21 protein-coding genes, 2 tRNA genes and 1 other RNA gene are annotated in these 25,155 nt (G+C 55.8%); 14 read left to right on the forward strand and 10 right to left on the reverse strand.

The features are described 5' to 3' along the window. Positions 1–34 precede the first annotated feature (34 nt). The 5 genes from ABTW55_RS20405 to ABTW55_RS20425 all read right to left on the reverse strand — a co-directional run bounded on the left by ABTW55_RS20405 (position 35) and on the right by ABTW55_RS20425 (position 2,031). A non-coding RNA gene (locus ABTW55_RS20405) (RtT sRNA) lies at positions 35–161 on the reverse strand. Between the two features lie 47 nt (positions 162–208). Then, positions 209–293 (reverse strand) — tRNA-Tyr (locus tag ABTW55_RS20410). Positions 294–389: 96 nt separating this feature from the next. Beyond that, positions 390–474: transfer RNA gene (locus ABTW55_RS20415), tRNA-Tyr, on the reverse strand. Between the two features lie 175 nt (positions 475–649). Beyond that, positions 650–1,498 carry a formyltetrahydrofolate deformylase gene (gene purU, locus ABTW55_RS20420; protein WP_016927485.1) on the reverse strand — a complete coding sequence of 283 codons (849 nt, stop codon included), beginning with the start codon at positions 1,496–1,498 and terminating at the stop codon, positions 650–652. Between the two features lie 68 nt (positions 1,499–1,566). After that, complete coding sequence (locus tag ABTW55_RS20425; RefSeq protein ID WP_039565804.1) at positions 1,567–2,031, reverse strand: YchJ family protein; 465 nt, start codon at positions 2,029–2,031, stop codon at positions 1,567–1,569. A gap of 118 nt (positions 2,032–2,149) precedes the next feature. Between ABTW55_RS20425 and rssA the strand changes: the two genes are divergently transcribed. The 5 genes from rssA to ABTW55_RS20450 all read left to right on the forward strand — a co-directional run bounded on the left by rssA (position 2,150) and on the right by ABTW55_RS20450 (position 7,703). Further along, positions 2,150–3,052 carry a patatin-like phospholipase RssA gene (rssA, locus tag ABTW55_RS20430; RefSeq protein ID WP_033654364.1) on the forward strand — a complete coding sequence of 301 codons (903 nt, stop codon included), beginning with the start codon at positions 2,150–2,152 and terminating at the stop codon, positions 3,050–3,052. A gap of 103 nt (positions 3,053–3,155) precedes the next feature. Continuing rightward, a complete protein-coding gene (gene rssB / locus ABTW55_RS20435) occupies positions 3,156–4,169 on the forward strand; it encodes a two-component system response regulator RssB (RefSeq protein WP_033634794.1) in 1,014 nt (337 codons plus the stop codon). A 212-nt stretch (positions 4,170–4,381) separates the two neighbouring features. Continuing rightward, complete coding sequence (galU, locus tag ABTW55_RS20440; RefSeq protein WP_033634792.1) at positions 4,382–5,299, forward strand: UTP--glucose-1-phosphate uridylyltransferase GalU; 918 nt, start codon at positions 4,382–4,384, stop codon at positions 5,297–5,299. A gap of 40 nt (positions 5,300–5,339) precedes the next feature. Then, complete coding sequence (locus ABTW55_RS20445) at positions 5,340–6,683, forward strand: UDP-glucose/GDP-mannose dehydrogenase family protein (RefSeq protein WP_033634791.1); 1,344 nt, start codon at positions 5,340–5,342, stop codon at positions 6,681–6,683. Between the two features lie 9 nt (positions 6,684–6,692). Next, on the forward strand, positions 6,693–7,703 hold the full coding sequence (locus tag ABTW55_RS20450; protein WP_033654362.1) for an NAD-dependent epimerase: 1,011 nt from the start codon (positions 6,693–6,695) through the stop codon (positions 7,701–7,703). A 186-nt stretch (positions 7,704–7,889) separates the two neighbouring features. Here the strand turns inward: ABTW55_RS20450 and hns are convergent, their stop codons facing one another. Next, the gene (hns, locus tag ABTW55_RS20455; RefSeq protein WP_004932170.1) at positions 7,890–8,297 is read right to left on the reverse strand and encodes a histone-like nucleoid-structuring protein H-NS; all 408 of its coding nucleotides are present in this window, start codon (positions 8,295–8,297) and stop codon (positions 7,890–7,892) included. Between the two features lie 700 nt (positions 8,298–8,997). On the opposite strand from hns, the gene ABTW55_RS20460 reads away from it, so the two are divergent. Continuing rightward, positions 8,998–9,582 (forward strand): thymidine kinase, encoded by a 585-nt coding sequence (locus tag ABTW55_RS20460; RefSeq protein WP_033634789.1) that lies wholly within the window; start codon positions 8,998–9,000, stop codon positions 9,580–9,582. 119 nt (positions 9,583–9,701) lie between these two features. Here ABTW55_RS20460 and adhE read toward each other — a convergent pair whose 3' ends face one another. Next, on the reverse strand, positions 9,702–12,374 hold the full coding sequence (adhE, locus tag ABTW55_RS20465) for a bifunctional acetaldehyde-CoA/alcohol dehydrogenase (protein WP_038877249.1): 2,673 nt from the start codon (positions 12,372–12,374) through the stop codon (positions 9,702–9,704). Positions 12,375–12,905: 531 nt separating this feature from the next. Here adhE and ABTW55_RS20470 point away from each other — a divergent pair. From ABTW55_RS20470 to oppF, 7 genes are all read left to right on the forward strand, one after another. Then, a complete protein-coding gene (locus tag ABTW55_RS20470; protein ID WP_015378089.1) occupies positions 12,906–13,550 on the forward strand; it encodes a YchE family NAAT transporter in 645 nt (214 codons plus the stop codon). Between the two features lie 696 nt (positions 13,551–14,246). Next, positions 14,247–15,884 carry an ABC transporter substrate-binding protein gene (locus tag ABTW55_RS20475; RefSeq protein WP_039565814.1) on the forward strand — a complete coding sequence of 546 codons (1,638 nt, stop codon included), beginning with the start codon at positions 14,247–14,249 and terminating at the stop codon, positions 15,882–15,884. Between the two features lie 149 nt (positions 15,885–16,033). After that, on the forward strand, positions 16,034–17,671 hold the full coding sequence (gene oppA, locus ABTW55_RS20480; protein ID WP_033647597.1) for an oligopeptide ABC transporter substrate-binding protein OppA: 1,638 nt from the start codon (positions 16,034–16,036) through the stop codon (positions 17,669–17,671). Between the two features lie 83 nt (positions 17,672–17,754). After that, entirely contained in the window at positions 17,755–18,675 is a 921-nt protein-coding gene (oppB, locus tag ABTW55_RS20485) for an oligopeptide ABC transporter permease OppB (protein WP_033634784.1), read from the forward strand. A 14-nt stretch (positions 18,676–18,689) separates the two neighbouring features. Next, a complete protein-coding gene (gene oppC / locus ABTW55_RS20490; protein WP_033634783.1) occupies positions 18,690–19,598 on the forward strand; it encodes an oligopeptide ABC transporter permease OppC in 909 nt (302 codons plus the stop codon). Between the two features lie 11 nt (positions 19,599–19,609). After that, on the forward strand, positions 19,610–20,626 hold the full coding sequence (locus ABTW55_RS20495; RefSeq protein ID WP_033634782.1) for an ABC transporter ATP-binding protein: 1,017 nt from the start codon (positions 19,610–19,612) through the stop codon (positions 20,624–20,626). Further along, positions 20,623–21,624: a murein tripeptide/oligopeptide ABC transporter ATP binding protein OppF gene (gene oppF / locus ABTW55_RS20500; RefSeq protein ID WP_025303071.1), complete on the forward strand. Its 1,002-nt coding sequence runs from the start codon at positions 20,623–20,625 to the stop codon at positions 21,622–21,624. The genes ABTW55_RS20495 and oppF overlap by 4 nt, the downstream gene beginning before the upstream one ends. A gap of 74 nt (positions 21,625–21,698) precedes the next feature. Here the strand turns inward: oppF and ABTW55_RS20505 are convergent, their stop codons facing one another. After that, positions 21,699–22,022: an HI1450 family dsDNA-mimic protein gene (locus tag ABTW55_RS20505; RefSeq protein ID WP_004932139.1), complete on the reverse strand. Its 324-nt coding sequence runs from the start codon at positions 22,020–22,022 to the stop codon at positions 21,699–21,701. Positions 22,023–22,078: 56 nt separating this feature from the next. Further along, positions 22,079–23,539, reverse strand: a complete 1,461-nt coding sequence (cls, locus tag ABTW55_RS20510) for a cardiolipin synthase (RefSeq protein ID WP_033634781.1) — start codon at positions 23,537–23,539, stop codon at positions 22,079–22,081. A 242-nt stretch (positions 23,540–23,781) separates the two neighbouring features. On the opposite strand from cls, the gene ABTW55_RS20515 reads away from it, so the two are divergent. Then, complete coding sequence (locus tag ABTW55_RS20515) at positions 23,782–23,958, forward strand: YciY family protein (protein ID WP_025159792.1); 177 nt, start codon at positions 23,782–23,784, stop codon at positions 23,956–23,958. A gap of 45 nt (positions 23,959–24,003) precedes the next feature. Here the strand turns inward: ABTW55_RS20515 and ABTW55_RS20520 are convergent, their stop codons facing one another. Then, the gene (locus ABTW55_RS20520; RefSeq protein ID WP_004932132.1) at positions 24,004–24,495 is read right to left on the reverse strand and encodes a Dps family protein; all 492 of its coding nucleotides are present in this window, start codon (positions 24,493–24,495) and stop codon (positions 24,004–24,006) included. Positions 24,496–25,155: the final 660 nt, after the last annotated feature.

Consider the following 25,155-nt stretch of genomic DNA (forward strand, 5'->3'; position numbering starts at 1 on the left):
GCTTTAAGTTTATTTGGGATTTTCTATAAAGAGATGGTGGTGGGGGAAGGATAATTCGTCGCTGCGCGACTCACCCTGCGGGCCGCGCTGAAGCGCGTTGTCTCACTGCGTGAGACTCGAACCTTATCGAAGCTTCTCATCCTTCCCCGGTGCGGAGCATTATGGAGGCGATGTGCTTTAAGTTTATTTGGGGTTTTCTATAAAGAGATGGTGGTGGGGGAAGGATTCGAACCTTCGAAGTCTGTGACGGCAGATTTACAGTCTGCTCCCTTTGGCCGCTCGGGAACCCCACCATGGTATTCATGGATTTACAAATTGTCGTTCCAGTTTTATCCGGAAGAAACCTGGCCGGTTTCTTTACTGCGTCCTCGCTCCTGGCGGAGAGAAGATGGTGGTGGGGGAAGGATTCGAACCTTCGAAGTCAGTGACGGCAGATTTACAGTCTGCTCCCTTTGGCCGCTCGGGAACCCCACCATATACATGGCTATTTAACTGGCCTTGCTTGCGAGAGCGCTGTCTCGGTAAGCGGGGCGCATCATATCAAATGAAGCGGATGTGTAAAGCATTGAAATGCAGAAAATGAATCGTTTGCCGTTTTTTTATTCTTGGCGGTGCATCCCTGAACGAAATGCACCGATTTATTGAGCGATTAAAGAATAACGGTGCGGTTGCCGTAGACGAAGACGCGCTGCGCCAGCACCTGATACAGCGCGCGGCTAAGCACGTTTTTCTCCACGTCGCGGCCGGCGCGCATCATATCCTCGGCGGAATAGGTGTGATCGACGTGGATCACGTCCTGCATGATGATCGGGCCTTCGTCGAGATTGTCGTTAACGTAGTGGGCGGTGGCGCCGATGATTTTTACCCCGCGCTCATAGGCCTGGTGATAAGGGCGCGCGCCGATAAACGCCGGCAGGAACGAATGGTGAATGTTGATCACCTGATTCGGGTAATGTTGCACGAAGGCCGGGGTCAGCACGCGCATATATTTGGCCAGCACCACGTAATCCGGCTGATATTGATCGATCTTGGCCGTCATTTCGCGGTCATGCTGTTCACGCGTCAGGCCTTCGTGGCTCACCAGATGGAAAGGAATATCGAAACGCTCCACCAGCGATTGCAGCGTGTCGTGGTTGCCGATCACGGCGGCGATTTCAACGTCGAGGCCGCCATAGGCGCTTTTCATCAACAGATCGCCCAGGCAGTGGGCCTCTTTGGTGACCAGCACCACGATGCGCCGGCGCCCGGTGCTGTGCAGCTCACGCAGCGAACCTTCCGGCAGCGCGCTGTCCAGATCGGCCAGCAGCGTGTTGTCGTTGAAAATGCCTTCCAGCTCGGTGCGCATGAAGAAACGCCCGGTGCGGTGATCGACGAACTCATTATTCTGCACGATATTGAGTTCGTGCTTGTAACAGATGTTGGTGATCTTGGCGATCAGCCCTTTGGCGTCCGGGCAGATGGTGCGTAACACTTTCCGTTGTACATTTTGGTGTGGCATGGGTTTGAGGATCCTGTCTGATACTGAACGGCCTGTCTGCGCAGGCGTAAACGTGAAGCGCCGGCCGGCTAGCGCCCGCAGCACTTCTTGTATTTTTTCCCTGAGCCACAGGGACACATCGCATTTCTGCCGGGCTGGGGTTTGGTGCCGTCGATATAATACCAACGTTGATCGCGACGAAGGAAGCGCGAGCGCTCATGCATCGCCTGCGGTTCGCCGCTTTCGCCATCGATAAAGCGGGCGATGAATTCGACGAAGCCTTCTTCCGGCTCATGACCGGCTTTCTCTTCCACGATCGTCAGGCCTAACCATTCGGTATTTTTAAAGCTGTCGACGATTGCATTGCGCCACGCTTCGGCGCCGCAGTCGGGGTGCCAGGTGGCGATCAGATAGTCGACGTTATGACTCACGTAGGCGGTGAAGCGTGAACGCATCAGCTGACCGGGCGTGGGCGCCGGCTGATTACCGCTGATAAAAGGGGCGCAGCACGCGTTATACGCCTGTCCGCTGCCGCATGGGCATGATTCGGGCAAAATAACTCCTGAGAACACGAGGCAGAAAATGAATTTAGCGCATATGTTACCTAACAATATTCGTCAGTGACAATCTACCCTGAAAGCAGAGAACACCTTTCACCGCGAGGATGGCGCTATGCGGCAAATCAAGATCGGACTGGCGCTGGGGGCGGGCTCGGCCAAAGGCTGGGCGCACATCGGCGTGATTAATGCGATAAAGAAACTGGGGATTGAGGTTGATATCGTGGCCGGTTGCTCCGTCGGCGCGTTGGTGGGGGCGGCGTTCGCCAGCCATCGTCTGCCGGCGATGGAGCAGTGGGTGCGATCGTTCAGCTATTGGGACGTGATTCGCCTGATGGATTTTTCCTGGCACCGTGGCGGCCTGTTGCGCGGCGAGCGGGTGTTTAACGCCGTCGGACAGTTGTTGAAGATCAATGATATCGCCGAATGTGCGCTGAAGTTCGGCGCCGTGACGACCAATCTCAGCACCGGGCGTGAGCTGTGGCTGACTGAAGGCGATATTCATCAGGCGATACGCGCCTCCTGCAGCATGCCTGGCCTGTTGGCACCGGTGTGGGCCGACGGCTATTGGCTGGTGGATGGCGCGGTGGTCAATCCGGTGCCGGTGTCGCTTTGCCGCGCCATGGGCGCCGATATCGTCATCGCGGTCGATCTGCAGCATGACGCGCACCTGATGCAGCAGGATCTGTTCTCGATACGTATCGAGGAAGAAAGCCCGGACGATGCGCCTGCGGCCACCTGGCGCGGGCGTCTGCGGGAGCGCATCGGCAGAATGCGGCAGCGCAAACCGGCGACGGCGCCCACGGCGATGGAGGTCATGGGCACCTCGATTCAAATGCTGGAAAATCGCCTGAAGCGCAACCGGATGGCGAGCGATCCGCCGGATGTGCTGATTCAACCTTTTTGCCCGCAAATCTCGACGCTGGATTTCCACCGCGCCAACGAAGCGATCGAAGCGGGATTGCTGGCGGTGGAAAAACAACTGGATCGGTTGTTGCCGTTGATAAAAAATAGATAATTCTCGGTTCTCGGTTGGCATTGCGCGGTCAGTCTGTTTCAGACGAGCATAAGTGACCTTTTTGAGCCACTATTACACTATGGAAAGGGACGAGGCTCGGCTGATGGCATTACCACTTACTCACAAGCGCATCTTGATCGTTGAGGACGAACAGGTTTTTCGTTCGGTGCTGGTCGGTTATTTGGCCTCGCTGGGCGCTGAAACCGGCGAGGCGACCAACGGTTTACAGGCGTTGAGTGCCGTCGATGACTTCAAGCCGGATCTGATTCTGTGCGATCTCGCGATGCCGGAAATGGGCGGTATCGAATTCGTTGAACACCTGCGTTTGCAGGGGGTACAGATCCCGGTGCTGGTGATCTCGGCCACCGACAAGATGGCTGACATCGCCAAGGTGCTGCGGTTGGGCGTGCAGGATGTGCTGCTCAAGCCGCTGACCGATCTCAACCGCCTGCGTGAAGCGGTGCTGGCGTGCTTATACCCCAATATGTTCACCTCCCAGGCGATTGAAGAGGTTGAACTGTTTCAGGATTGGGACGCGCTGAGCAAAAATCCTTCCGAAGCCGTCAAACTGCTTAAACAATTGCAGCCGCCGGTACAGCAGACCATTGCGCATTGCCGGATCAACTATCGGCAGTTAACCACCGGCGAAAATCCCGGCCTGGTGCTGGATATCGCCGCCTTGTCAGAAAAGGATCTGGCATTCTATTGTCTGGACGTCACGCGCGCCGGCGATAATGGCGTATTGGCGGCTTTGCTGTTGCGCGCGTTATTTAATGGGCTGCTGCAAGATCATCTGGCTAATCAACAGCATCGTCTGCCGCAAATGTCGGCATTGTTAAAGCAGGTTAATCAATTATTGCGGCAGGGGAAATTAGACGGTCAATTCCCTCTGTTGTTGGGATATTATCACGCCGAAAATAAAAACCTGATCCTGGTTTCCGCCGGGCTGCATGCCAACGTCAATACCGGTGACAATCAAATCCAGCTGAACAACGGCGTGCCGCTGGGGACGCTGGGAGCTACCTACATGAATCAGATCAGTCAGCGCTGTGCCGCCTGGCAGTGTCAGGTATGGGGCAGCGGTGGCCGATTGCGGCTGATGCTCAGCGCTGAATAACAGGCAGCGATCGGCGAGATCTTAAGCTATTCACTTATCGGTAATTAAACCGTTTATTTATTCTCCCGATTATCCGAACGGGTAATAGTCCTAAATGTTTTCTATTTGTGTTCCGGCTAATGCTCGGCGCGTATAAGCTGGTATACTCCGAAGGTTTTTTTATATCGAGCCAAGCTCATAAAATGAGCGCTTTAGCTTTAAGAGAGGAAATAATGCCTGCTGTAAATCGCAAAGTCAGAAAAGCCGTGATCCCGGTTGCAGGCTTGGGTACGCGGATGTTGCCAGCCACCAAAGCCATTCCGAAAGAAATGCTGCCGCTGGTTGATAAACCGCTGATCCAATACGTCGTCAATGAGTGCATTGCGGCGGGGATTAACGAGATTGTGCTGGTCACCCACTCCTCCAAGAACTCGATCGAAAACCATTTTGATACCAGTTTCGAACTCGAAGCGATGCTGGAAAAACGCGTCAAGCGCCAATTGCTGGATGAAGTGCAGTCGATCTGCCCGAAAGGCGTTACCGTGATGCAGGTTCGTCAGGGCAATGCCAAAGGCCTGGGGCACGCAATTATGTGTGCCTACCCGATGGTGGGCGATGAGCCGGTCGCGGTGGTGCTTCCTGACGTGATCCTCGACGAATACAGCGCCGATCCGAAAAAAGACAACCTGCACGAAATGCTGCAGCGCTTCGAAACCACCGGCGTTAGCCAAATCATGGTTGAACCCGTGCCGCATAAGGATGTCGGAAACTACGGCGTAGCCGACTGCAAGGGCGTCGATCTGCAACCGGGCGAAAGCGCGCCGATGGTCAGCGTGGTCGAGAAGCCGTCGCCGGATAAAGCGCCTTCCAACCTGGCGATTGTCGGGCGTTACGTGTTGTCCGCCGATATTTGGCCGCTGTTGGCGAAAACGCCTCCAGGCGCCGGCGATGAAATTCAGCTGACTGACAGCATCGAAATGCTGATGCAGCAGGAAACGGTGGAAGCGTATCACCTGAAAGGCGTGAGCCATGACTGCGGTAACAAACTGGGTTACATGCAGGCTTTTGTAGAGTACGGCATGCGTCATGCCAGCCTGGGCAAAGAATTTTCTCAGTGGCTGCAACAGGTTGTTGCCGCTGACAAGAAGTAATTTGATCTTTCGTCTTAATTTGAAAAACTAGGATTTTCACATGAAAGTAACAGTTTTTGGTATTGGTTATGTGGGGCTGGTACAGGCCGCGGTGCTGGCTGAAGTTGGCCATGACGTTATGTGCATCGATGTTGATGAGCGAAAAGTCGAAAACCTGAAAAAAGGGAATATCCCGATTTTTGAGCCGGGCCTGGCGCCGCTGGTGCAGCAAAACTATGAGGCCGGGCGCCTGCATTTCACCACCGATGCCAAAGCGGGCGTGGCGCACGGGAATATCCAGTTTATCGCCGTCGGCACGCCGCCGGATGAGGACGGCTCAGCCGATCTGAAATATGTCACCGCGGTGGCGCGCACCATCGCCGAGCACATGACCGATCGCAAAGTGGTGATCGACAAATCCACCGTGCCGGTCGGCACGGCGGACAAGGTGCGTCAGGTGATGGCGGAAACGCTGGCTAAGCGCGGCAGCAACGTGCCGTTCGACGTGGTGTCCAACCCTGAATTCCTGAAGGAAGGCGCTGCGGTGGCTGACTGCATGCGCCCTGAACGCATCGTGATCGGTACCGATAATAAAGAGGTGATCGAGCCTATTCGCGAGCTGTACGAGCCGTTTAACCGCAATCACGATCGTATGATCATGATGGATATCCGCAGCGCGGAGTTGACCAAATACGCCGCCAACTGCATGCTGGCGACCAAAATCAGCTTTATGAACGAAATGTCCAACCTGGCGGAAATGCTGGGCGCGGACATCGAGAAAGTGCGCCAGGGCATCGGTTCCGATTCACGCATCGGCTATCACTTCATTTACCCTGGCTGTGGCTACGGTGGTTCTTGCTTCCCGAAAGATGTACAGGCCTTGATCCGCACGGCGGAGCAGATCGGTTACCAACCGAAGCTGTTGCAGGCGGTAGAGCAGGTCAACTACCAACAGAAAGACAAGCTGAGCAGCTTTATCAAAGACTATTTCGGCAGCGATTTGAAGGGCAAAACCTTCGCACTGTGGGGCCTGGCGTTCAAGCCGAATACCGATGACATGCGTGAAGCCTCCAGCCGCGTTCTGATGGAGCAACTGTGGGCTGCCGGCGCCACCGTTCAAGCCTACGATCCGGAAGCGATGAACGAAGTTCAGCGCATCTATGGCCAGCGTGACGATCTGAAACTGATGGGCACCAAAGAGGCTGCGTTGCACGGCGCCGATGCGCTGGTGATTTGCACCGAATGGCAGAATTTCCGCGCGCCGGACTTCGACGTGATCAAGGGTGCGTTGAAACAGCCGGTGATCTTCGATGGACGTAACCTGTACGATCCGGAGCGTTTGGCGAATCGTGGCTTTACCTACTATGCGATTGGCCGCGGCGCATCGATTAAACCGGTTATTTAAGGAGTGACCATGAAATTCCTGGTTACAGGCGCCGCAGGGTTTATTGGTTATCACGTTGCAGAGCGTTTGTTGACCGCCGGGCATCAGGTTGTCGGCATCGATAACCTGAATGACTATTATGACGTGGGCCTGAAAACGGCCCGTCTGGACAGACTGGCGGATAAGCCGGGATTCTGCTTTATCAAGCTGGATTTGGCCGATCGCGAAGGCATGGCGGCATTGTTCGCCGAGCATCAGTTTCAGCGCGTCATTCATTTGGGCGCGCAAGCCGGCGTGCGTTATTCGCTGGTCAACCCGTTGGCTTATGCGGACGCCAACCTGATCGGCCATTTGAACGTGCTGGAAGGCTGCCGGCATAATAAGGTCGAGCATTTACTTTACGCGTCCTCCAGCTCTGTTTATGGCCTCAATCGCAAGCTGCCGTTTGCTACCGAAGATTCTGTCGACCACCCTGTGTCACTGTATGCGGCAACCAAAAAAGCCAATGAGCTGATGTCACACAGCTACTCTCATTTATACGGTCTTCCGACGACGGGGCTGCGCTTCTTTACCGTATATGGTCCCTGGGGGCGTCCGGATATGGCGCTGTTCAAGTTTACCAAGGCCATATTGGCGGGGGAGAGCATCGATGTATATAACCACGGTGAAATGCACCGTGACTTTACTTACATTGATGATATCACCGAGGCTATTGTGCGGCTGCAGGCGGTTATTCCGCAGGCAGATCCGTCATGGACCGTTGAACAGGGATCGCCGGCGACCAGTTCCGCGCCGTATCATGTTTATAATATCGGCAATAACTCCCCCGTTAAACTGATGGAATATATCACGGCATTGGAGCAGGCTTTGGGGGTAACGGCCCGCAAGAATATGCTGCCGATGCAACCTGGCGACGTGATGGATACCAGCGCGGATACCGCAGAGCTTTATCGTGACATTGGTTTTAAGCCGGAAACCAGCGTTGAAGAGGGTGTGAAGCGCTTTGTTGATTGGTATAAGGCATTCTACCAGGTTCAATAATTGAACGAGGGTAAATGCGATAAAGGGGCCTTAGGGCCCTTTTTTTTCACTGGGATTTCGTGCAAGGAGGAAAATGCGAATTAGGATATTTACTAAAAGAAAAGGGATGAGGCGGGATCACGGCTATAAGCTTTAAAATGAAAAGGCCCCCCGCAGGGAGCCTTTCAGATACGGACTGAATCGCTATTACAGCAGGAAATCATCCAGAGATTTACCTTGCTCTTCGATAGCTTTCTTAATCACCGCAGGGGTACGGCCTTGGCCGGTCCAGGTTTTCAGTTCGCCGTTTTCGTCTTTATATTGGTATTTAGCAGGACGTGCTGCACGTTTTGCTTTGCCGGCAGCCTTGTTGGCAGCCATGGTTTGCAGCAGTTCATTCGGATCGATACCGTCAGCAATCAGCATTTCGCGGTATTGCTGCAGTTTACGGGTGCGTTCTTCGATTTCTGCTTGAGCCTGGCTGTCTTCTTCGCGACGTTCGTTCACAACAACTTCCAGTTTCTCGAGCATTTCTTCCAGCGTTTCCAGTGTGCATTCTCTTGCCTGGGCGCGCAGAGTGCGGATGTTGTTCAAAATCTTTAATGCTTCGCTCATTGTCCTAGTCTCAAATTATATTGGTGGGGGGCGTCTCGATAATAATAGAGTGCTATTTTCCTTTCTGCAATAGCCAAATTGACTTGAATACTCAAATTTACCTTTTAAAAAACCGTTAATCGGATCTGTCCGACTAATATAGGAAGGGCTGTTAACTATTACCCTCACCGCACTTAAGTCAAAATTTCAGCAGGCATGCTTTAAAATGCGCGTGGCGCAAGGCTTTCATCGATAAGTTATCGCTGTAATTTATATCAATATTACAATGGGTTCTGTGGGCTTAATCACGTCATGGCGAGGCAGACATTGTAAACAATAGGGGTATCTGGGTAAAGATTGCGTCAGGAAACGTCGGGGGAGAACGAAGGTGATTAAATGCCCTGTATTGGCCTCACGTATAATAGGCAAGCACTCCGCCGCGGTCGCGGCGCCTGCCGAGGTGAAAGGGGGGATTATGCATTAATCGGCAAATGACCGGCTTAACCATTAGCAAGAATTAATAGTGATGACAGGCATACATTATCCTGTAAATAGCGGTAAAAAGAACGGGCCGACAGAAGGATATGTTTCGCTTGAAAGCGCATTATTACGGCGAACGCAATATTCGCTCGCTTTGGGCTGAGCCGGGGGGCGGGTTATGGTACACTCACCGTCCTAATCAACATTTGAATATTTCTTATACCATCGGAGTTGTGGGGCCATGGCTCAACTTTATTTTTATTACTCTGCGATGAATGCCGGCAAGTCCACCGCGCTGCTACAGTCTTCATATAACTATCAAGAACGTGGTATGCGCACGCTGGTGTTCACTGCGGAGATCGATCACCGCTTTGGGGTAGGCAAAGTCAGCTCGCGCATCGGTTTATCCTCGCAGGCCCAGCTCTATAACAACGACTCGATGCTGTACGCCATGATTCAGCAGGAGCATCAACAGCAGCCGGTGCATTGTGTGCTGCTGGATGAAAGCCAGTTCCTGACCAAGGCCCAGGTTGAGCAATTGTGCGATGTGGTGGACCAACTGGACATTCCCGTATTGTGCTACGGCCTGCGTACCGATTTTCTCGGTGAGCTGTTTATCGGCAGCCAATATTTGCTGGCCTGGGCTGATAAGCTGGTGGAATTGAAAACCATCTGCCACTGCGGGCGCAAAGCCAATATGGTGTTGCGGTTGGATGAAAACGGCCAGGCGATGCACGCCGGTGAGCAGGTGGTGATTGGCGGTAACGAGAGCTATGTCTCCGTCTGCCGCAAGCATTATAAAGAGGCGATTCACTCCCTGGAGTAGGGGAGAAAACGCCGCCAAAGCCCGCTGAAGCGTTTTGGTGACCTGAGTCGAAATGCAGCGCCTCGGGCGCAATAAAAAACCCGCCGTGTGGCGGGTTTTTTTATCGGTTCACGGAACCGTTATTTCTTGGGCTTCTTTACCGCGGTTTTGGCGGCAGCAGGAGCGGCAGCTTCCTCTTCTACCGCTTCGCTGAATTCGCGGCCGTAGAAGGTATCCAGCATGATTTGCTTCAGTTCGGCAATCAGCGGATAGCGCGGGTTGGCGCCGGTGCATTGGTCGTCGAACGCGTCTTCCGACAGCTTGTCGACTTTCGCCAGGAAGTCCGCCTCCTGCACACCCGCTTCGCGGATGGAGGTTGGGATGCCCAACTCGGTTTTCAGCTCGTCCAGCCAGGCCAGCAGTTTCTCAATCTTCTGCGCGGTGCGGTCGCCCGGAGCGCTCAGGCCGAGGTGGTCGGCGATTTCAGCGTAGCGGCGGCGCGCCTGAGGGCGGTCGTACTGGCTGAAGGCCGTCTGCTTGGTCGGGTTGTCGTTCGCATTGTAGCGAATAACGTTGGAAATCAGCATCGCGTTGGCCAGGCCGTGCGGAATGTGGAACTCCGAACCCAGCTTGTGCGCCATGGAGTGACAAACCCCAAGGAAGGCGTTGGCGAAAGCGATACCGGCGATGGTGGCGGCGTTGTGCACGCGTTCACGAGCAACCGGGTTTTTCGCGCCTTCTTTATAGCTGGCCGGCAGATACTCTTTCAACAGTTTCAGCGCCTGCAGCGCCTGGCCGTCGGAGTATTCGTTCGCCAGCACCGAGACGTAGGCTTCCAGCGCGTGGGTGACCGCATCCAGACCGCCGAAGGCACACAGGGATTTCGGCATGTTCATCACCAGGTTGGCGTCGACAATCGCCATGTCCGGGGTCAGCGCATAGTCGGCCAGCGGGTATTTCTGCCCGGTGGTGTCGTCGGTCACGACGGCGAATGGCGTGACTTCCGAACCGGTGCCTGAGGTGGTGGTGATAGCGATCATCTTCGCTTTCACGCCCATTTTCGGGAACTTGTAGATACGCTTGCGAATGTCCATGAAGCGCAGCGCCAGATCCTCGAAGTGGGTTTCAGGATGTTCGTACAGCACCCACATGATTTTCGCAGCGTCCATCGGCGAACCGCCGCCCAGCGCGATGATGACGTCCGGTTTGAAGGAGTTCATCTGCTCGGCACCTTTACGCACGATGCTCAGCGTCGGGTCGGCTTCCACTTCGAAGAACACTTCGGTTTCGATGCCGTGAGACTTCAGAACCTTGGTGATCTGGTCGGCATAGCCGTTGTTGAACAGGAAACGGTCGGTCACGATGAAGGCGCGTTTTGCCCCGTCGGTCGCCACTTCTTCCAGCGCGATAGGCAGCGAGCCACGGCGGAAGTAGATCGATTTCGGAAGTTTATGCCACAACATGTTTTCTGCTCGCTTCGCTACAGTTTTCTTGTTGATCAGGTGTTTAGGTCCGACGTTTTCAGAGATGGAGTTACCACCCCAGGAGCCGCAACCCAGCGTCAGCGAAGGCGCGAGTTTGAAGTTATACAGGTCGCCGATACCGCCCTGAGAAGCAGGGGTGTTGATCAGGATGCGAGCCGTTTTCATTTTATCGCCGAAGTAGGCGATGCGAGCCGTTTGGTTATCCTGGTCGGTGTACAGGCAGGAAGTGTGGCCGATACCGCCCATGGCGACCAGTTTTTCGGCTTTGGCGACGGCGTCTTCGAAGTCTTTGGCCCGGTACATCGCCAGCGTCGGCGACAGTTTTTCATGGGCGAAAGGTTCGGACTCGTCGACCAGCTTCACTTCGCCGATCAGCACTTTGGTGTTGGCCGGCACTTTGATGCCTGCCATCTCGGCGATTTTCGGTGCGGATTGCCCGACGATGGCCGCGTTCAGACCGCCGTTTTTCAGGATGATGTCCTGCACCGCTTTCAGTTCTTTACCCTGCAGCAGATAGCCGCCGTGGGAAGCGAAGCGTTCGCGTACCGCATCATAAATAGAGTCGACGACGATGACCGACTGTTCGGAAGCGCAGATAACGCCGCTGTCGAAGGTTTTGGACATCAGGATAGACGCGACCACGCGCTTGATGTCTGCGGTTTCGTCTACCACCACCGGCGTATTACCGGCGCCGACGCCGATGGCCGGTTTGCCGGAGCTGTAGGCGGCTTTCACCATGCCCGGGCCACCGGTGGCCAGGATCAGGTTGATGTCCGGGTGGTGCATCAGCTGGTTGGACAGCTCGACGGTCGGTTGGTCGATCCAACCGATGATGTCTTTCGGCGCGCCGGCGGCGATAGCGGCTTGCAGCACGATATCGGCGGCTTTGTTGGTGGCATTTTTCGCACGCGGGTGCGGCGAGAAGATGATGCCGTTACGGGTTTTCAGGCTGATCAGCGCTTTGAAGATCGCGGTAGAAGTTGGGTTGGTGGTAGGGACGATACCGCAAATCAGGCCGATAGGCTCGGCGATGGTGATGGTACCGAAGGTGTCATCTTCAGACAGGATGCCACAGGTTTTTTCATCTTTATAGGCATTGTAGATGTACTCGGAAGCGAAGTGGTTTTTGATCACTTTGTCTTCGACGATACCCATTCCGGATTCTTCCACGGCCATTTTGGCCAACGGGATACGGGCATCAGCAGCGGCGAGGGCGGCAGCGCGGAAAATTTTATCCACTTGCTCTTGAGTGAAGTTGGCATATTCGCGCTGGGCTTTTTTGACACGTGCGACAAGCTCGTTCAGTTCAGCGACATTCGTTACAGCCATAATGCTCTCCTGATAATGTTAAACTCTTTCAGTAAATAAGCCGTGCGAGCCACTAGTATAGTCATAATGGGAATAAACGGTGATTTGAATACCGGGGCTTTCCCGCGTTATTTCTTCGCATGCTGCTGATTTGCTTAAAGAGCTTCACCCTACGCCAACCGGAGGGGCAGGCAGTGAGGAGAAGGGAACCGGCTGGGCTGCCGCCGACTTTGTTCTACTCCCTGACTACGACTAAGAGCTTACCCACTGTTGGGTAGTCGATTTGTGATCTAAATCATGAAAAGTGCAAGCTGACACCTTTCAGCTTGCCGGTGTTGGGAATCATTCTTGATAACTGTGAGCGATGACTCTTTTTTCAACATAAAAAATCAAAAGGCCATACATCACTTTAACAAAGGGCATTTGTTTCGTTGCATAACTTGCTGACAGTCAAAAATGCTGCTTGGGCCGGATGGATTACCCGCGCCAATTCCATTACATTAGCGCGCATAGGCAGCACACCTTTTTTATAGCGATTAATGCGGAGCATCTGTGGGCCAATCTCTGTTGGATCTTTCCGGCTTTATCAAGTTCTTTGTCGGTCTGTTTGCGCTGGTCAACCCGGTGGGCATTTTGCCGGTGTTTATCAGCATGACCAGCTACCAGGCGGAAGCGGGGCGCAATAAAACCAACCTGACCGCCAACCTGTCGGTCGCCATCATTTTGTGGACGTCGCTGTTCCTGGGTGAAGGGATCCTGCGGATGTTCGGCATCTCTATCGATTCGTTCCGCATCGCCGGCGGTATTCTGGTGGTGACCATCGCCATGTCGATGATCAGCGGCAAGCTGGGGGAAGACAAGCAAAACAAACAGGAGAAATCGGAGAGCGCGATCCGCGAAAGCATCGGCGTGGTGCCGCTAGCGCTGCCGCTGATGGCGGGGCCGGGGGCGATCAGTTCCACCATCGTGTGGAGTTCCCGTTATCACAACTGGCAAAGCCTGCTCGGCTTTACGGTGGCGATCGCCTTGTTCGCCTTTTGTTGCTGGCTGTTGTTCCGCGCCGCGCCGCTGTTGGTGCGTTTGCTGGGGCAGACCGGCATCAACGTGATCACCCGTATCATGGGTCTGCTGCTGATGGCGCTCGGCATCGAGTTTATCGTTACCGGCATTAAGGCGATATTCCCCGGCCTGTTGTAATACCCTTTGTTTAGCCGCGTACCTTTCGCGTCGGCGCGGCTAAAATTAATTTTAAAGTTTAAATTATTTATTGGTTCGCATTATTATAGTGCACAGAGTGAATAAAAATTATGCCGTTGCACTCTTATGTTGCATAAATCTCATGTTGCTGCTCAAAAAAAACGCTGAGCGTTATTTCAAACACTTTTCCTCCCCCCTTTTCGCGCATTTTGCCCCCGTTCAACGGTAAAGCTGTTGTTAAATTAGTCACATCATTCTGTGGGGCTTGTCTCACTTTCATCCAGGTGTTATTAGTGATTAACCGCCCGTAGACAGGTGTTTGTTCTTTGAATGATTGGATTGTTAACTGAATGTTTCTTTTCGCGGCGGTGAGATCGTGCTGACGGTTTCAATTGAAATGAATTCGGTTTTTTTGCCTTTAAAATCATATCAATGACATTGATTTTTCTTGGCCTCTAACGCAGGGGACGGATCGGGCTTCGTGCGATAAAAGAGAATTGCTTAACATTTTCGTAAAATTTATTGGCTATGGAATTTGGCTTCTGCTAATTTCCGAGCAACTTTCCCGTGGTCAATTAACTGAAATGCGCCATAAAAACGGGAATGATTTTTGCTGGTATCCGTTTATTTAGAATTCTTATAAACACTTCACAAACTTCGATAAGCGATGCTTGTCGGTGAAAAGGAGCCTCGATTATGCAGCAAACCCTGAAGCGTACTTCTTTGACCTTGTTGATTAGCGGCGCGCTGGGCGCCGGCGCCGTAAATAGCGGTTGGGCGGCGCAGGTGCCGGCCGGCGTTCAGTTGGCGCAGCAGCAGAATATTGTGATCAACAACGGTAGCGAAGTGGCTTCATTGGATCCGCATAAGGTCGAGGGCGTACCGGAAAGCAATATCATTCTTAACCTGCTGGAAGGGCTGGTGAGCACCGACGCCAACGGGCATGTGGTGCCGGCGGCGGCGGCGAGCTGGGAAAACCAGAATTATCAGCAATGGACCTTCCACCTGCGCCCCGGCGCGGTGTGGAGCGACGGCAGCCCGGTGACCGCGCAAGATTTCGTCTACAGCTGGCAGCGTCTGGCCGATCCGAAAATCGCCTCGCCCTATGCCAGCTACCTGCAATACACCAAAGTCGAGAATATCGACGACATCCTGACCGGTAAGAAGAGCCCGCAGACCCTCGGCGTCAAGGCGCTGGACGATCAAACGCTGCAGGTGACGCTGAGCGAGCCGGTGCCGTATTTCATCAGCATGCTGAGCCACACGTCGCTCAAACCGGTCAAGCGGGCGGTGGTGGAGAAATTCGGCGATAAATGGACGCTGCCTGCCAACTACGTCGGCAACGGCGCTTACCGCCTGAAAGAGTGGGTGGTGAACGAGCGCATCGTGCTGGAGCGCAGCCCGAGCTACTGGAACAACAAGCAGACGGTGATCAATCAGGCGACCTTCCTGCCGATTACCTCGGAAGTCAGCGACGTTAACCGCTTCCGCAGCGGCGAGATCGATATCACCAACAGCGCCATTCCGCCATACCTGTACGTCAAGATGAAACGCGAAATGCCTGAACAGCTGCACGTTAACCCTTATCTGTGCACCTTCTATTACGAGCTCAATAACAAGCAGGCGCCGTTCACCGATGCGCGCGTGCGTACGGCGGTGAAGATGACGCTGGATCGCGACATCATCGCCAACAAGATCATGGGCCAGGGGCAGATCCCAGCCTACAGCTTCACGCCGACCTTCACGGAAGGCGCTAACTTCACGCCGCCCGCGTGGGCCGGCTGGAGCCAGGAACAGCGCAACGCCGAAGCCAGGAAACTGCTGGCGGAAGCGGGCTACAGCGACGCCAAGCCGCTGAAATTCTCGCTGCTGTACAACACCTCCGATCAAAACAAACAGCAGGCGATCGCCGCTGCGTCGATGTGGAAGAAGAACCTGGGCGCTGAGGTCACGCTGCGCAACCAGGAATGGAAAACGTCGCTGGAGAGCCGCCATCAGGGGCAATACGACGTGGCGCGCGCCACCTGGTGCGGGGATTACAACGAGCCCAGCGCGTTCCTGAACCTGGTGCTGTCCAACAGCAGCATCAATACCGTGTTCTATAAGAGCCCGGCGTTCGACGCCATCATGGCCGCCACGCTGAAGGCGCCGGATGAGGCCGCGCGCGCCGCGCTCTATCAGCAGGCGGAAGCGCAGCTGGACAAAGACTCCGCGTTGGTCCCGGTTTATTACCGCGTCAGCGCGCGGTTGATCAAGCCGACGGTGGGCGGGTTCACCGGCAAAGATCCGCTGGACTATACCGACGTTAAAAATCTGTACATTATCAAGCAGTAAAAGGGGTATTCCTGGCGCTAGTTCGCTGAGGAATATAGGGAAGGCCGGCCGCCGCATTCGTTCCGCGGCGGCGGGAAAACAGAGTCCGCTTACGGGCAACGCAGGTTCCACGAAGAGCCTGTGATAATAAAAAACTGGAGTCGATAAGTATGACCAACATCACGAAGAAAACGCTCATTGCCGCCGGCGTCATCGCCGCGCTGGGCATCACAGCAACCACCTCCGCCTTTGCCGCCGACGTTCCTGCAGGCGTGCAGCTGGCCGACAAGCAAGAAATCGTCAAAAACAACGGTTCCGAAGTGCAGTCGCTGGATCCGCACAAAATCGAGGGCGTGCCGGAAAACAACGTCACCCGCGATCTGATGGAAGGCCTGGCGAACAACAGCCCGGACGGTTCCATCGTGCCGGGCGTCGCGGAAAGCTGGGATAACAAGGATTTCAAAGTCTGGACCTTCCACCTGCGTAAAGACGCCAAATGGTCCAACGGCAAGCCGGTAACGGCGCAAGATTTCGTCTACAGCTGGCAGCGCGTGGTGGATCCGAAAACCGCGTCGCCTTACGCCAGCTACCTGCAGTACGCCCATGTGGAAAACGTCGATGACATCATCGCCGGTAAAAAAGACAAGTCGACGCTGGGCGTGAAGGCCATCGACGACCACACCTTCCAGGTGACCCTGAGCGAGTCGGTGCCTTATCTGGTTGAAATGACCCCGCACTACGCCATGAAGCCGGTTTACAAAGACGCGGTGGAGAAGTTTGGCGAGAAGTGGACGCTGCCGGCCAACTACGTCAGCAACGGCGCCTACAAACTGAAAGACTGGATTGTCAACGAACGCATCGTACTGGAACGCAACCCGGAATATTGGGATAACGCCAAAACCATCATCAATAAAGTGACGTTCCTGCCTATTTCGTCGGAAGTGACCGACGTTAACCGCTACCGCACCGGCGAAATCGACATGACCTACAACAACATGCCGATCGAACTGTTCCAGAAGCTGAAAAAAGAGATCCCGAAAGAGGTGCATGTCGATCCTTACCTGTGCACCTATTACTACGAAATCAACAACCAGAAGGCGCCGTTCACCGATGCGCGCGTGCGTGAAGCGCTGAAGCTGGGCATGGATCGCGACATCATCGTCAACAAGGTGAAAAACCAGGGCGATCTGCCGGCCTACAGCTTTACGCCGCCATACACCGACGGCGCCAAGCTGACCCCGCCGGAGTGGTTCGGCTGGACGCAGGAAAAACGCAACGAAGCGGCGAAGAAACTGCTGGCGGAAGCCGGCTACGGCCCGGGCAAACCGCTGACCTTCTCCCTGCTGTACAACACTTCAGACCTGCACAAGAAGCTGGCGATCGCCGCCGCCTCCATCTGGAAGAAAAACCTGGGCGTGGACGTGAAGCTGGTGAACCAGGAGTGGAAAACCTTCCTGGATACCCGCCATCAGGGCACCTATGACGTGGCGCGCGCCGGCTGGTGCGCCGACTACAACGAACCGAGTTCGTTCCTGAACATGATGTTGTCCGACAGCAGCAGTAACACCCCGCACTACAAGAGCGCCGAGTTCGACAAGCTGATGGCCAACGTGCTGACCGCGAAGACCAAAGACGAGCGCGCCGATCTGTATCAGAAAGCGGAAGTTCAGCTGGATAAGGATTCCGCCATCGTTCCGCTGTATTACTACGTGAACGCCCGTTTGGTGAAACCTTACGTCGGTGGCTACACCGGCAAAGACCCGCTTGATAACGTGTACGACAAAAACCTGTACATCATCAAGCATTGATACGGTAAGAGCCGGCGGCGCAGGCCGCCGGCCCATGTTGAGAATAATAAGCCGTCATCAGGCTGTCGCACAGGGTTAGGGCAATGCTTAAATTTATACTTCGTCGCTTGCTGGAAGCGATCCCGACACTATTTATCCTTATCACCATCTCATTCTTCATGATGCGCCTGGCGCCCGGCAGTCCATTTACCGGGGAGCGCGCATTGCCGCCGGAAGTTATGGCGAATATCGAAGCCAAATATCATTTGAACGACCCGATCTGGAAACAGTACGGTCATTATCTGGCGCAGCTTGCGCAGGGAGACTTCGGCCCGTCCTTTAAATACAAGGACTATTCGGTCAACGATCTGGTCGCCGGCTCTTTCCCGGTTTCTGCCAAACTCGGCCTGGCCGCGTTTCTGCTGGCGGTGGTGCTGGGGGTGAGCGCCGGCGTTGTCGCCGCGCTGAATCAGAACACCAAATGGGACTACACGGTGATGGGGTTCGCCATGACCGGGGTGGTGATACCCAGTTTCGTGGTGGCGCCGCTGTTGGTGCTGATCTTCGCCATCACGCTGAAATGGCTGCCGGGCGGTGGCTGGAACGGCGGCGCGCCTAAATTCATCATCCTGCCGATGGTGGCGCTGTCGCTGGCCTATATTGCCAGCATCGCCCGTATCACGCGCGGCTCGATGATTGAAGTGCTGCACTCCAACTTCATCCGCACCGCGCGCGCCAAAGGCTTGCCGATGCGTCGCATCATTTTCCGCCACGCGCTGAAGCCGGCGCTGCTGCCGGTGCTGTCCTACATGGGCCCGGCGTTCGTCGGCATCATCACCGGTTCGATGGTGATCGAAACCATCTACGGTCTGCCGGGGATCGGCCAGCTGTTCGTTAACGGCGCGCTGAACCGCGACTACTCCCTGGTATTGAGCCTGACCATTCTGGTGGGCGCACTGACCATTCTGTTCAACGCGATCGTCGATGTGCTGTATGCGGTCATCGATCCGAAAATCCGTTATTAATCTGGAGCACGCGAATGATGTTGACTAAAAAGAACAGCGAAGCTCTGGAACACTTCAGCGAGAAGCTGGAAGTGGAAGGACGCAGCCTGTGGCAAGACGCGCGCCGGCGCTTTATGCACAACCGTGCGGCGGTCAGCAGCCTGTTCATTCTGGTGTTGATCACGCTGTTTGTGGTGCTGGCGCCGATGCTGTCGCAGTTTGCCTACGACGATACCGATTGGGCGATGATGTCCGCCGCGCCAAGCGTGGAATCGGGGCACTATTTCGGCACCGATTCCTCCGGGCGCGATCTGCTGGTGCGCGTGGCGATCGGCGGGCGAATCTCGCTGATGGTCGGCGTGGCGGCGGCGCTGGTGGCGGTGATCGTCGGCACCCTGTACGGCGCGATGTCCGGCTATCTGGGCGGCAAGGTCGACTCGGTGATGATGCGCCTGCTGGAGATCCTCAACTCCTTCCCGTTCATGTTCTTCGTGATCCTGCTGGTGACCTTTTTCGGCCAGAACATCCTGCTTATCTTCGTGGCGATCGGCATGGTGTCGTGGCTGGATATGGCGCGTATCGTGCGCGGCCAAACCCTCGGTCTCAAGCGCAAGGAGTTCATCGAAGCGGCGCTGGTGTGCGGCGTCTCCACGCGCAATATCGTGCTGCGCCATATTGTGCCGAACGTGCTCGGCGTGGTGGTGGTGTATGCCTCGCTGCTGGTGCCGAGCATGATCCTGTTCGAATCCTTCCTCAGCTTCCTGGGGCTGGGCACGCAGGAGCCGCTCAGCAGCTGGGGCGCATTGCTCAGCGACGGCGCCAACTCAATGGAAGTTTCACCGTGGTTGCTGCTGTTCCCGGCGGGTTTCCTGGTTGTCACTCTGTTCTGTTTCAACTTTATCGGCGATGGCCTGCGTGACGCCCTCGACCCGAAAGATCGTTAAGGAGTGCAATCATGAGCACCATTGAACATCCTCAACTGCAAACCGGCGCCGGCGTCAAAACGTCGCCGCTGCTGGACGTGAAAGACCTGCGCGTCACGTTCTCCACCCCGGACGGCGACGTGACGGCGGTGAACGATCTGAACTTCGACCTGCGCGCCGGCGAAACGCTGGGCATCGTCGGTGAATCCGGTTCCGGCAAATCGCAGACCGCGTTCGCCCTGATGGGGTTGCTGGCCAGCAATGGCCGCATCGGCGGCTCGGCCAAATTCAACGGCCGTGAAATTCTCAACCTGCCGGAAAATCAGCTCAACAAGCTGCGGGCCGAAGAGATCTCGATGATCTTCCAGGACCCGATGACCTCGCTCAACCCTTATATGCGCGTTGGCGAACAGCTGATGGAAGTGCTGATGCTGCATAAGAAAATGAGCAAAAGCGAAGCCTTCGAAGAGTCGGTACGCATGCTCGACGCGGTGAAAATGCCGGAAGCGCGCAAGCGCATGCGCATGTATCCGCACGAGTTTTCCGGCGGCATGCGCCAGCGCGTGATGATCGCCATGGCGCTGCTGTGCCGGCCGAAGCTGCTGATCGCCGACGAACCGACCACCGCGCTGGACGTGACCGTCCAGGCGCAGATCATGACGCTGCTCAACGAACTGAAGCGCGAATTCAACACCGCCATCATCATGATCACCCACGACCTGGGCGTGGTGGCCGGCATCTGCAACAAGGTGCTGGTGATGTACGCCGGCCGCACCATGGAATACGGCAGCGCGCGCGAGGTGTTCTACCAGCCGAGCCATCCGTACTCCATCGGCCTGTTGAACGCGGTGCCGCGCCTCGACGCCGAAGGCGAAGCGTTGCTGACCATTCCCGGCAACCCGCCGAACCTGCTGCGGTTGCCGAAAGGCTGCCCGTTCCAGCCGCGCTGCCCGTACGCCATGGAACAGTGTGCGAGCGCTCCGCCGTTGGAGCAATTTGGGGAAGGGCGCCTGCGCGCCTGCTTTAAACCGGTGGAGGCGTTGGTATGACAGCGGTAACCGACAAGAAAGTGCTGCTCGAAGTGGCCGATTTGAAAGTGCACTTCGACATTCATGACGACAAACAGTGGTTCTGGCAGCCGCCGAAAACCCTGAAAGCGGTCGATGGCGTCACGCTGCGGCTGTTCGAGGGGGAAACCCTGGGCGTGGTCGGCGAGTCCGGCTGCGGCAAGTCCACCTTCGCGCGCGCCATCATCGGCCTGGTGAAAGCCACCAGCGGGCGCGTCGCCTGGCTGGGCAAAGATCTGCTGGGCATGAGCGACGCCGACTGGCGCAAAACCCGCAGCGATATCCAGATGATTTTCCAGGATCCGCTGGCTTCGCTCAACCCGCGCATGACCATCGGCGAGATCATCGCCGAGCCGCTGCGCACCTACTACCCGAAAATGCCGCGTCAGGAAGTGAAGGACAAGGTCAAGGCGATGATGCTGAAGGTCGGCCTGCTGCCTAACCTGATCAACCGCTACCCGCACGAGTTTTCCGGCGGCCAGTGCCAGCGTATCGGCATCGCGCGCGCGCTGATCCTCGAGCCGAAGCTGGTGATCTGCGACGAGCCGGTCTCCGCGCTGGACGTGTCGATTCAGGCGCAGGTGGTGAACCTGCTGCAGCAGCTGCAGCGCGAGATGGGGCTGTCACTGATCTTTATCGCCCACGACTTGGCGGTGGTGAAGCACATTTCCGATCGCGTGCTGGTGATGTATCTGGGCCATGCGGTGGAGCTGGGCACCTATGACGAGGTGTACCACAATCCGCAGCACCCTTACACCAAAGCGCTGATGTCGGCGGTGCCGATCCCGGATCCGGACAAGGAGAAGGAAAAGCAGATCCAGCTGTTGGAAGGGGAGCTGCCTTCGCCGATCAACCCGCCGACCGGCTGCGTGTTCCGCACCCGCTGCCCGATCGCCGGGCCGGAGTGCGCCAAGACGCGCCCGCTGCTGGAGGGCAGTTTCCGCCATGCGGTTTCGTGCCTGAAGGTCGATCCGCTGTAATGCGCCGCTAGCCGGCAACAAAAAGCCCCGCTGAATGAGCGGGGCTTTTTTTTATCCGATATGCTATCGGCGAATCACTCTTTCCACAGAATGTGGCACAGCTTGTGGTCTTTCTCGCGGCAGATCAGCACGCGGGCGAACACGTCGTTGATCGGCTCGCCGTCGCTGTCCGCCAGACCGATCACCACCTCGGCGAAGAAGTCCGGGTTCAGATCGTAATCCACGTGCTCGCTCCAGTCTTCGGAGGGGTCGTACAGTTCGGCGCCGCCGCGCTCTTCAAACTGCAGGTTGAACAGCAGAATATCCGCCGGATCCAGATTGTCGCCGGCCAATTCGAGGAAGATGTCGTAGGCCTGTTCCAGCGTTTCGTCTTCGGTAAGGCGGTTATTCAAATCCATAAAAAAATCCTGATAACAAATGATTTGGCGCTATTAAAGCACGCTCGTCGCGGCTTTTACAGCAGCGGGCTGAAAAAGTAGAACAGGCGCTCGACCAGGCGATGCCAGAACGGCCGCTTCAGCCACTCTTTGGCGTTCAGCAGTTTGGAACGGGCAATGTAATCTTCCTGCACGCAGGCCAAATCGCTGCCGAAGCCGTCATCATCGATCACCAGCGTGATCTCGAAATTCAGCCACAGGCTGCGCATATCCAGATTGACGGTGCCGACCAGGCTGAGTTGCCCGTCCACCAGCACGCTCTTGGTATGCAGCAGGCCGCCTTCGAACTGATAGATCCTGACGCCGGCCTCCAGCAGCTCGGAGAAGAACGCGCGGCTGGCCCAGCGCACCATCATCGAATCGTTGTCGCGCGGCACGATGATGCTGACCTCGACGCCGCGCAGGGCGGCGGTGCAGATGGCGTGCAGCAGATCGTCGCTCGGCACGAAGTACGGCGTGGTCATGATCAGCTGCTCGCGGGCGGAATAGACCGCGGTCAGCAGCGCCTGGTGGATCATCTCCTCGGGGAAGCCGGGGCCGGAGGCGATCACCTGAATGGTGTGGCCGCTCTCCTGTTCGAACGGCATGATGTTGACGTCCGGCGGCGGCGGCAGAATGCGCTTGCCGGTTTCAATCTCCCAGTCGCAGGCATAGACGATGCCCATGGTGGTGGCCACCGGGCCTTCCATGCGCGCCATCAGGTCGATCCACTGGCCGACGCCCGCATCCTGCTTGAAGTAGCGCGGGTCGACCATGTTCATGCTGCCGGTATAGGCGATGTAGTTGTCGATCAGCACCACTTTGCGGTGCTGACGCAGATCCATGCGGCGCAGGAACACGCGCAGCAGGTTGACCTTCAGCGCTTCCACCACTTCGATGCCGGCATTGCGCATCATCGCCGGGTAGGGGCTGCGGAAAAATTGCAGGCTGCCGGCGGAGTCGAGCATCAGGCGGCAGTGTACGCCGCGCCGCGCGGCGGCCATCAACGATTCGGCCACCTGATCGACCAGGCCGCCGGGCTGCCAGATATAGAACACCATTTCGATGTTGTGGCGCGCCAGCTCGATGTCGCGGATCAGCGCTTTCAGCGTGTCGTCGGTGGTGGTGAGCAGCTGCAGCTGGTTGCCCTTGACGCCGTCAATGCCCTGGCGGCGGTTGCACAGTTGGAACAGCGGTTCGGCGACTTCGCTGTATTCGGTGGCGAAGATGCGGCGGCTCTCTTTCAGCTCCTTCAACCAACGGGCGGTCGACGGCCACATGGCCTTGGCGCGCTCGGCCCGGCGCTTGCCCAGATGCAGCTCGCCGAACGATAAATAGGCCACGATGCCGAACAGCGGCAGAATGTAGATAACCAGCAGCCAGGCCATGGCAGAGGGAACCGCACGGCGTTTCATTAAAATGCGCATCGTCACGCCGGCGATCAGCAGCCAGTAGCCGAACACCATGAGCCAACTGATTACGGTATAAAATGTTGTCATAAAGGCGAAAAATCCCGTTCGCAAACCACCAATGATGAGTGTACGCACAGATCGGGCAAGGCGAAACCTTTTATCGGCGCTTATGTTACATAAATATGATGAAGTTAAGGCACTTGCTGAAAATGAAAGGGCGGCTTTTGCCCGCGCGGCGTCCGCTGTGCCGCCGATAACGGCGGCTTGGATCACGGGCGGAAAGGGCTATAATGCCCGCGGTTGGCATTAGACGAACGAGTGACGGAATTATGAGACGCAGTAGAAATGAAGTGGGCCGCTGGCGCATGTTGCGGCAGAGCCAACGCCGCCGGCATCGCTGGCTGGAGCGCCAGTCGTGCAGCAATCGCCATATCATCCGGGTGCGGCGCCGCCTGGACGATCAGCATCGGCGCGCGCTGCTGTTTGCGGTATCCTGCGAGTGGTAAAACGAAAACAGTCCCGTAAGGGACTGTTTTGTTATGGCGCCAGGGTTATTTACCCAGATAGGCGTTGAGCATCCAGACCTGTTTTTCCTGCTCTTTGATGTAATCGCTCATCAGCGACGCGGTGCCTTCGTCGCCGGCGTCCGCCGCCACCGTCAGCAGTTCACGCTGCTGTTGCAGCAAGATTGAATACCCTTCCAACAGGCCGCGCAGCGTGCCCTTATCATCGGTCACGTTGGTGTGTTCCTTGATGTCGGCGGTTTTCAGATAGTCGCTGAAAGCGTGACGCGGCTGCGAGCCCAGCGTCAGAATACGTTCCGCCAGCTCGTCCACCTTGGTCAGCAGATCGTTATATGTCTCTTCGAACTTCGCGTGCAGTTCAAAGAACTGCGGGCCGGTAATGTTCCAATGATAGCCGCGCACGTTCATATACAGCACCTGATAGTTCGCCAACAGCGCGTTCAGCGCTTCGGCGAGTTTTGCCGATTGTTTACTGTCGAGGCCGATATGGGTTTTCGCTGCTTTCTTTGCCGTTGCCATAATAATCTTCTCCTGATTATTGATAACTATCCGGTAAGTAACGAGAAGGGTGTGGAGTCGCAACGATAGGGCAGCTGAGACCATTGAGTCAATGACTTTGTGTCTACCTTGTGCCTCACCTTGTGTCTGAGCTGCGGCTGGAGCTGGGTGGATGACCAGTGGTCTTTGTTGGGTCGTGTTGTTATAACATATCATTAATCTAGCCCTGCCAGACCCTATGGGGGAAACTGGTCAGGAATGAAGTATTAGATGGGTACTCAGATTTTTGTGGTAGAAAACATTCTAGCTGCCAGCCAAAGAACCAGATGGTCGATGACCCAGAGTAACAGCCAGATGATGAACAAGGGGCTCATGCATGACGTCTCCTCTTGAGGTTGGTGACTGGATGTCTGTACTAGTTGACTGGTACAAAAAGAACTCCAGACCCCAAAGTAGGAGACTGGAGGTGTAAAGAGAAAATGGAGATTGCTCAGACCATCGATTAGGCATTCTGGTATGAGGCTCAGAGTCTGTTACTGGAAGGTCTGACTTAAAGTTAATTGTGATTGTTAATAATATTAATCACAATAACCCGTAGTGAGAGCTTTAAGTAAGAGACTTAGAGTAAAGAGCTTTAAGTAAGGAACTAAAGGGGATAGCTTAGAGTGCCCCCCCTTACCC

It is taken from the genome of Serratia sp. SM04 (assembly GCF_040280225.1).
Taxonomy (GTDB): Bacteria; Pseudomonadota; Gammaproteobacteria; order Enterobacterales; family Enterobacteriaceae; genus Serratia; species Serratia sarumanii.

Excerpts from the sequence above, each read along its gene's own strand:
- ABTW55_RS20460 (WP_033634789.1), top strand. The coding sequence starts at position 8,998 with ATGGCTCAACTTTATTTTTATTACTCTGCGATGAATGCCGGCAAGTCC.
- rssB (WP_033634794.1), top strand. The coding sequence starts at position 3,156 with ATGGCATTACCACTTACTCACAAGCGCATCTTGATCGTTGAGGACGAA.
- ABTW55_RS20515 (WP_025159792.1), top strand. The coding sequence starts at position 23,782 with ATGAGACGCAGTAGAAATGAAGTGGGCCGCTGGCGCATGTTGCGGCAG.
- ABTW55_RS20505 (WP_004932139.1), bottom strand. The coding sequence starts at position 22,022 with ATGGATTTGAATAACCGCCTTACCGAAGACGAAACGCTGGAACAGGCC.
- ABTW55_RS20450 (WP_033654362.1), top strand. The coding sequence starts at position 6,693 with ATGAAATTCCTGGTTACAGGCGCCGCAGGGTTTATTGGTTATCACGTT.
- oppB (WP_033634784.1), top strand. The coding sequence starts at position 17,755 with ATGCTTAAATTTATACTTCGTCGCTTGCTGGAAGCGATCCCGACACTA.
- ABTW55_RS20475 (WP_039565814.1), top strand. The coding sequence starts at position 14,247 with ATGCAGCAAACCCTGAAGCGTACTTCTTTGACCTTGTTGATTAGCGGC.
- ABTW55_RS20495 (WP_033634782.1), top strand. The coding sequence starts at position 19,610 with ATGAGCACCATTGAACATCCTCAACTGCAAACCGGCGCCGGCGTCAAA.
- purU (WP_016927485.1), bottom strand. The coding sequence starts at position 1,498 with ATGCCACACCAAAATGTACAACGGAAAGTGTTACGCACCATCTGCCCG.
- ABTW55_RS20445 (WP_033634791.1), top strand. The coding sequence starts at position 5,340 with ATGAAAGTAACAGTTTTTGGTATTGGTTATGTGGGGCTGGTACAGGCC.
- cls (WP_033634781.1), bottom strand. The coding sequence starts at position 23,539 with ATGACAACATTTTATACCGTAATCAGTTGGCTCATGGTGTTCGGCTAC.
- hns (WP_004932170.1), bottom strand. The coding sequence starts at position 8,297 with ATGAGCGAAGCATTAAAGATTTTGAACAACATCCGCACTCTGCGCGCC.
- oppC (WP_033634783.1), top strand. The coding sequence starts at position 18,690 with ATGATGTTGACTAAAAAGAACAGCGAAGCTCTGGAACACTTCAGCGAG.
- galU (WP_033634792.1), top strand. The coding sequence starts at position 4,382 with ATGCCTGCTGTAAATCGCAAAGTCAGAAAAGCCGTGATCCCGGTTGCA.
- adhE (WP_038877249.1), bottom strand. The coding sequence starts at position 12,374 with ATGGCTGTAACGAATGTCGCTGAACTGAACGAGCTTGTCGCACGTGTC.
- ABTW55_RS20520 (WP_004932132.1), bottom strand. The coding sequence starts at position 24,495 with ATGGCAACGGCAAAGAAAGCAGCGAAAACCCATATCGGCCTCGACAGT.
- oppF (WP_025303071.1), top strand. The coding sequence starts at position 20,623 with ATGACAGCGGTAACCGACAAGAAAGTGCTGCTCGAAGTGGCCGATTTG.
- oppA (WP_033647597.1), top strand. The coding sequence starts at position 16,034 with ATGACCAACATCACGAAGAAAACGCTCATTGCCGCCGGCGTCATCGCC.
- rssA (WP_033654364.1), top strand. The coding sequence starts at position 2,150 with ATGCGGCAAATCAAGATCGGACTGGCGCTGGGGGCGGGCTCGGCCAAA.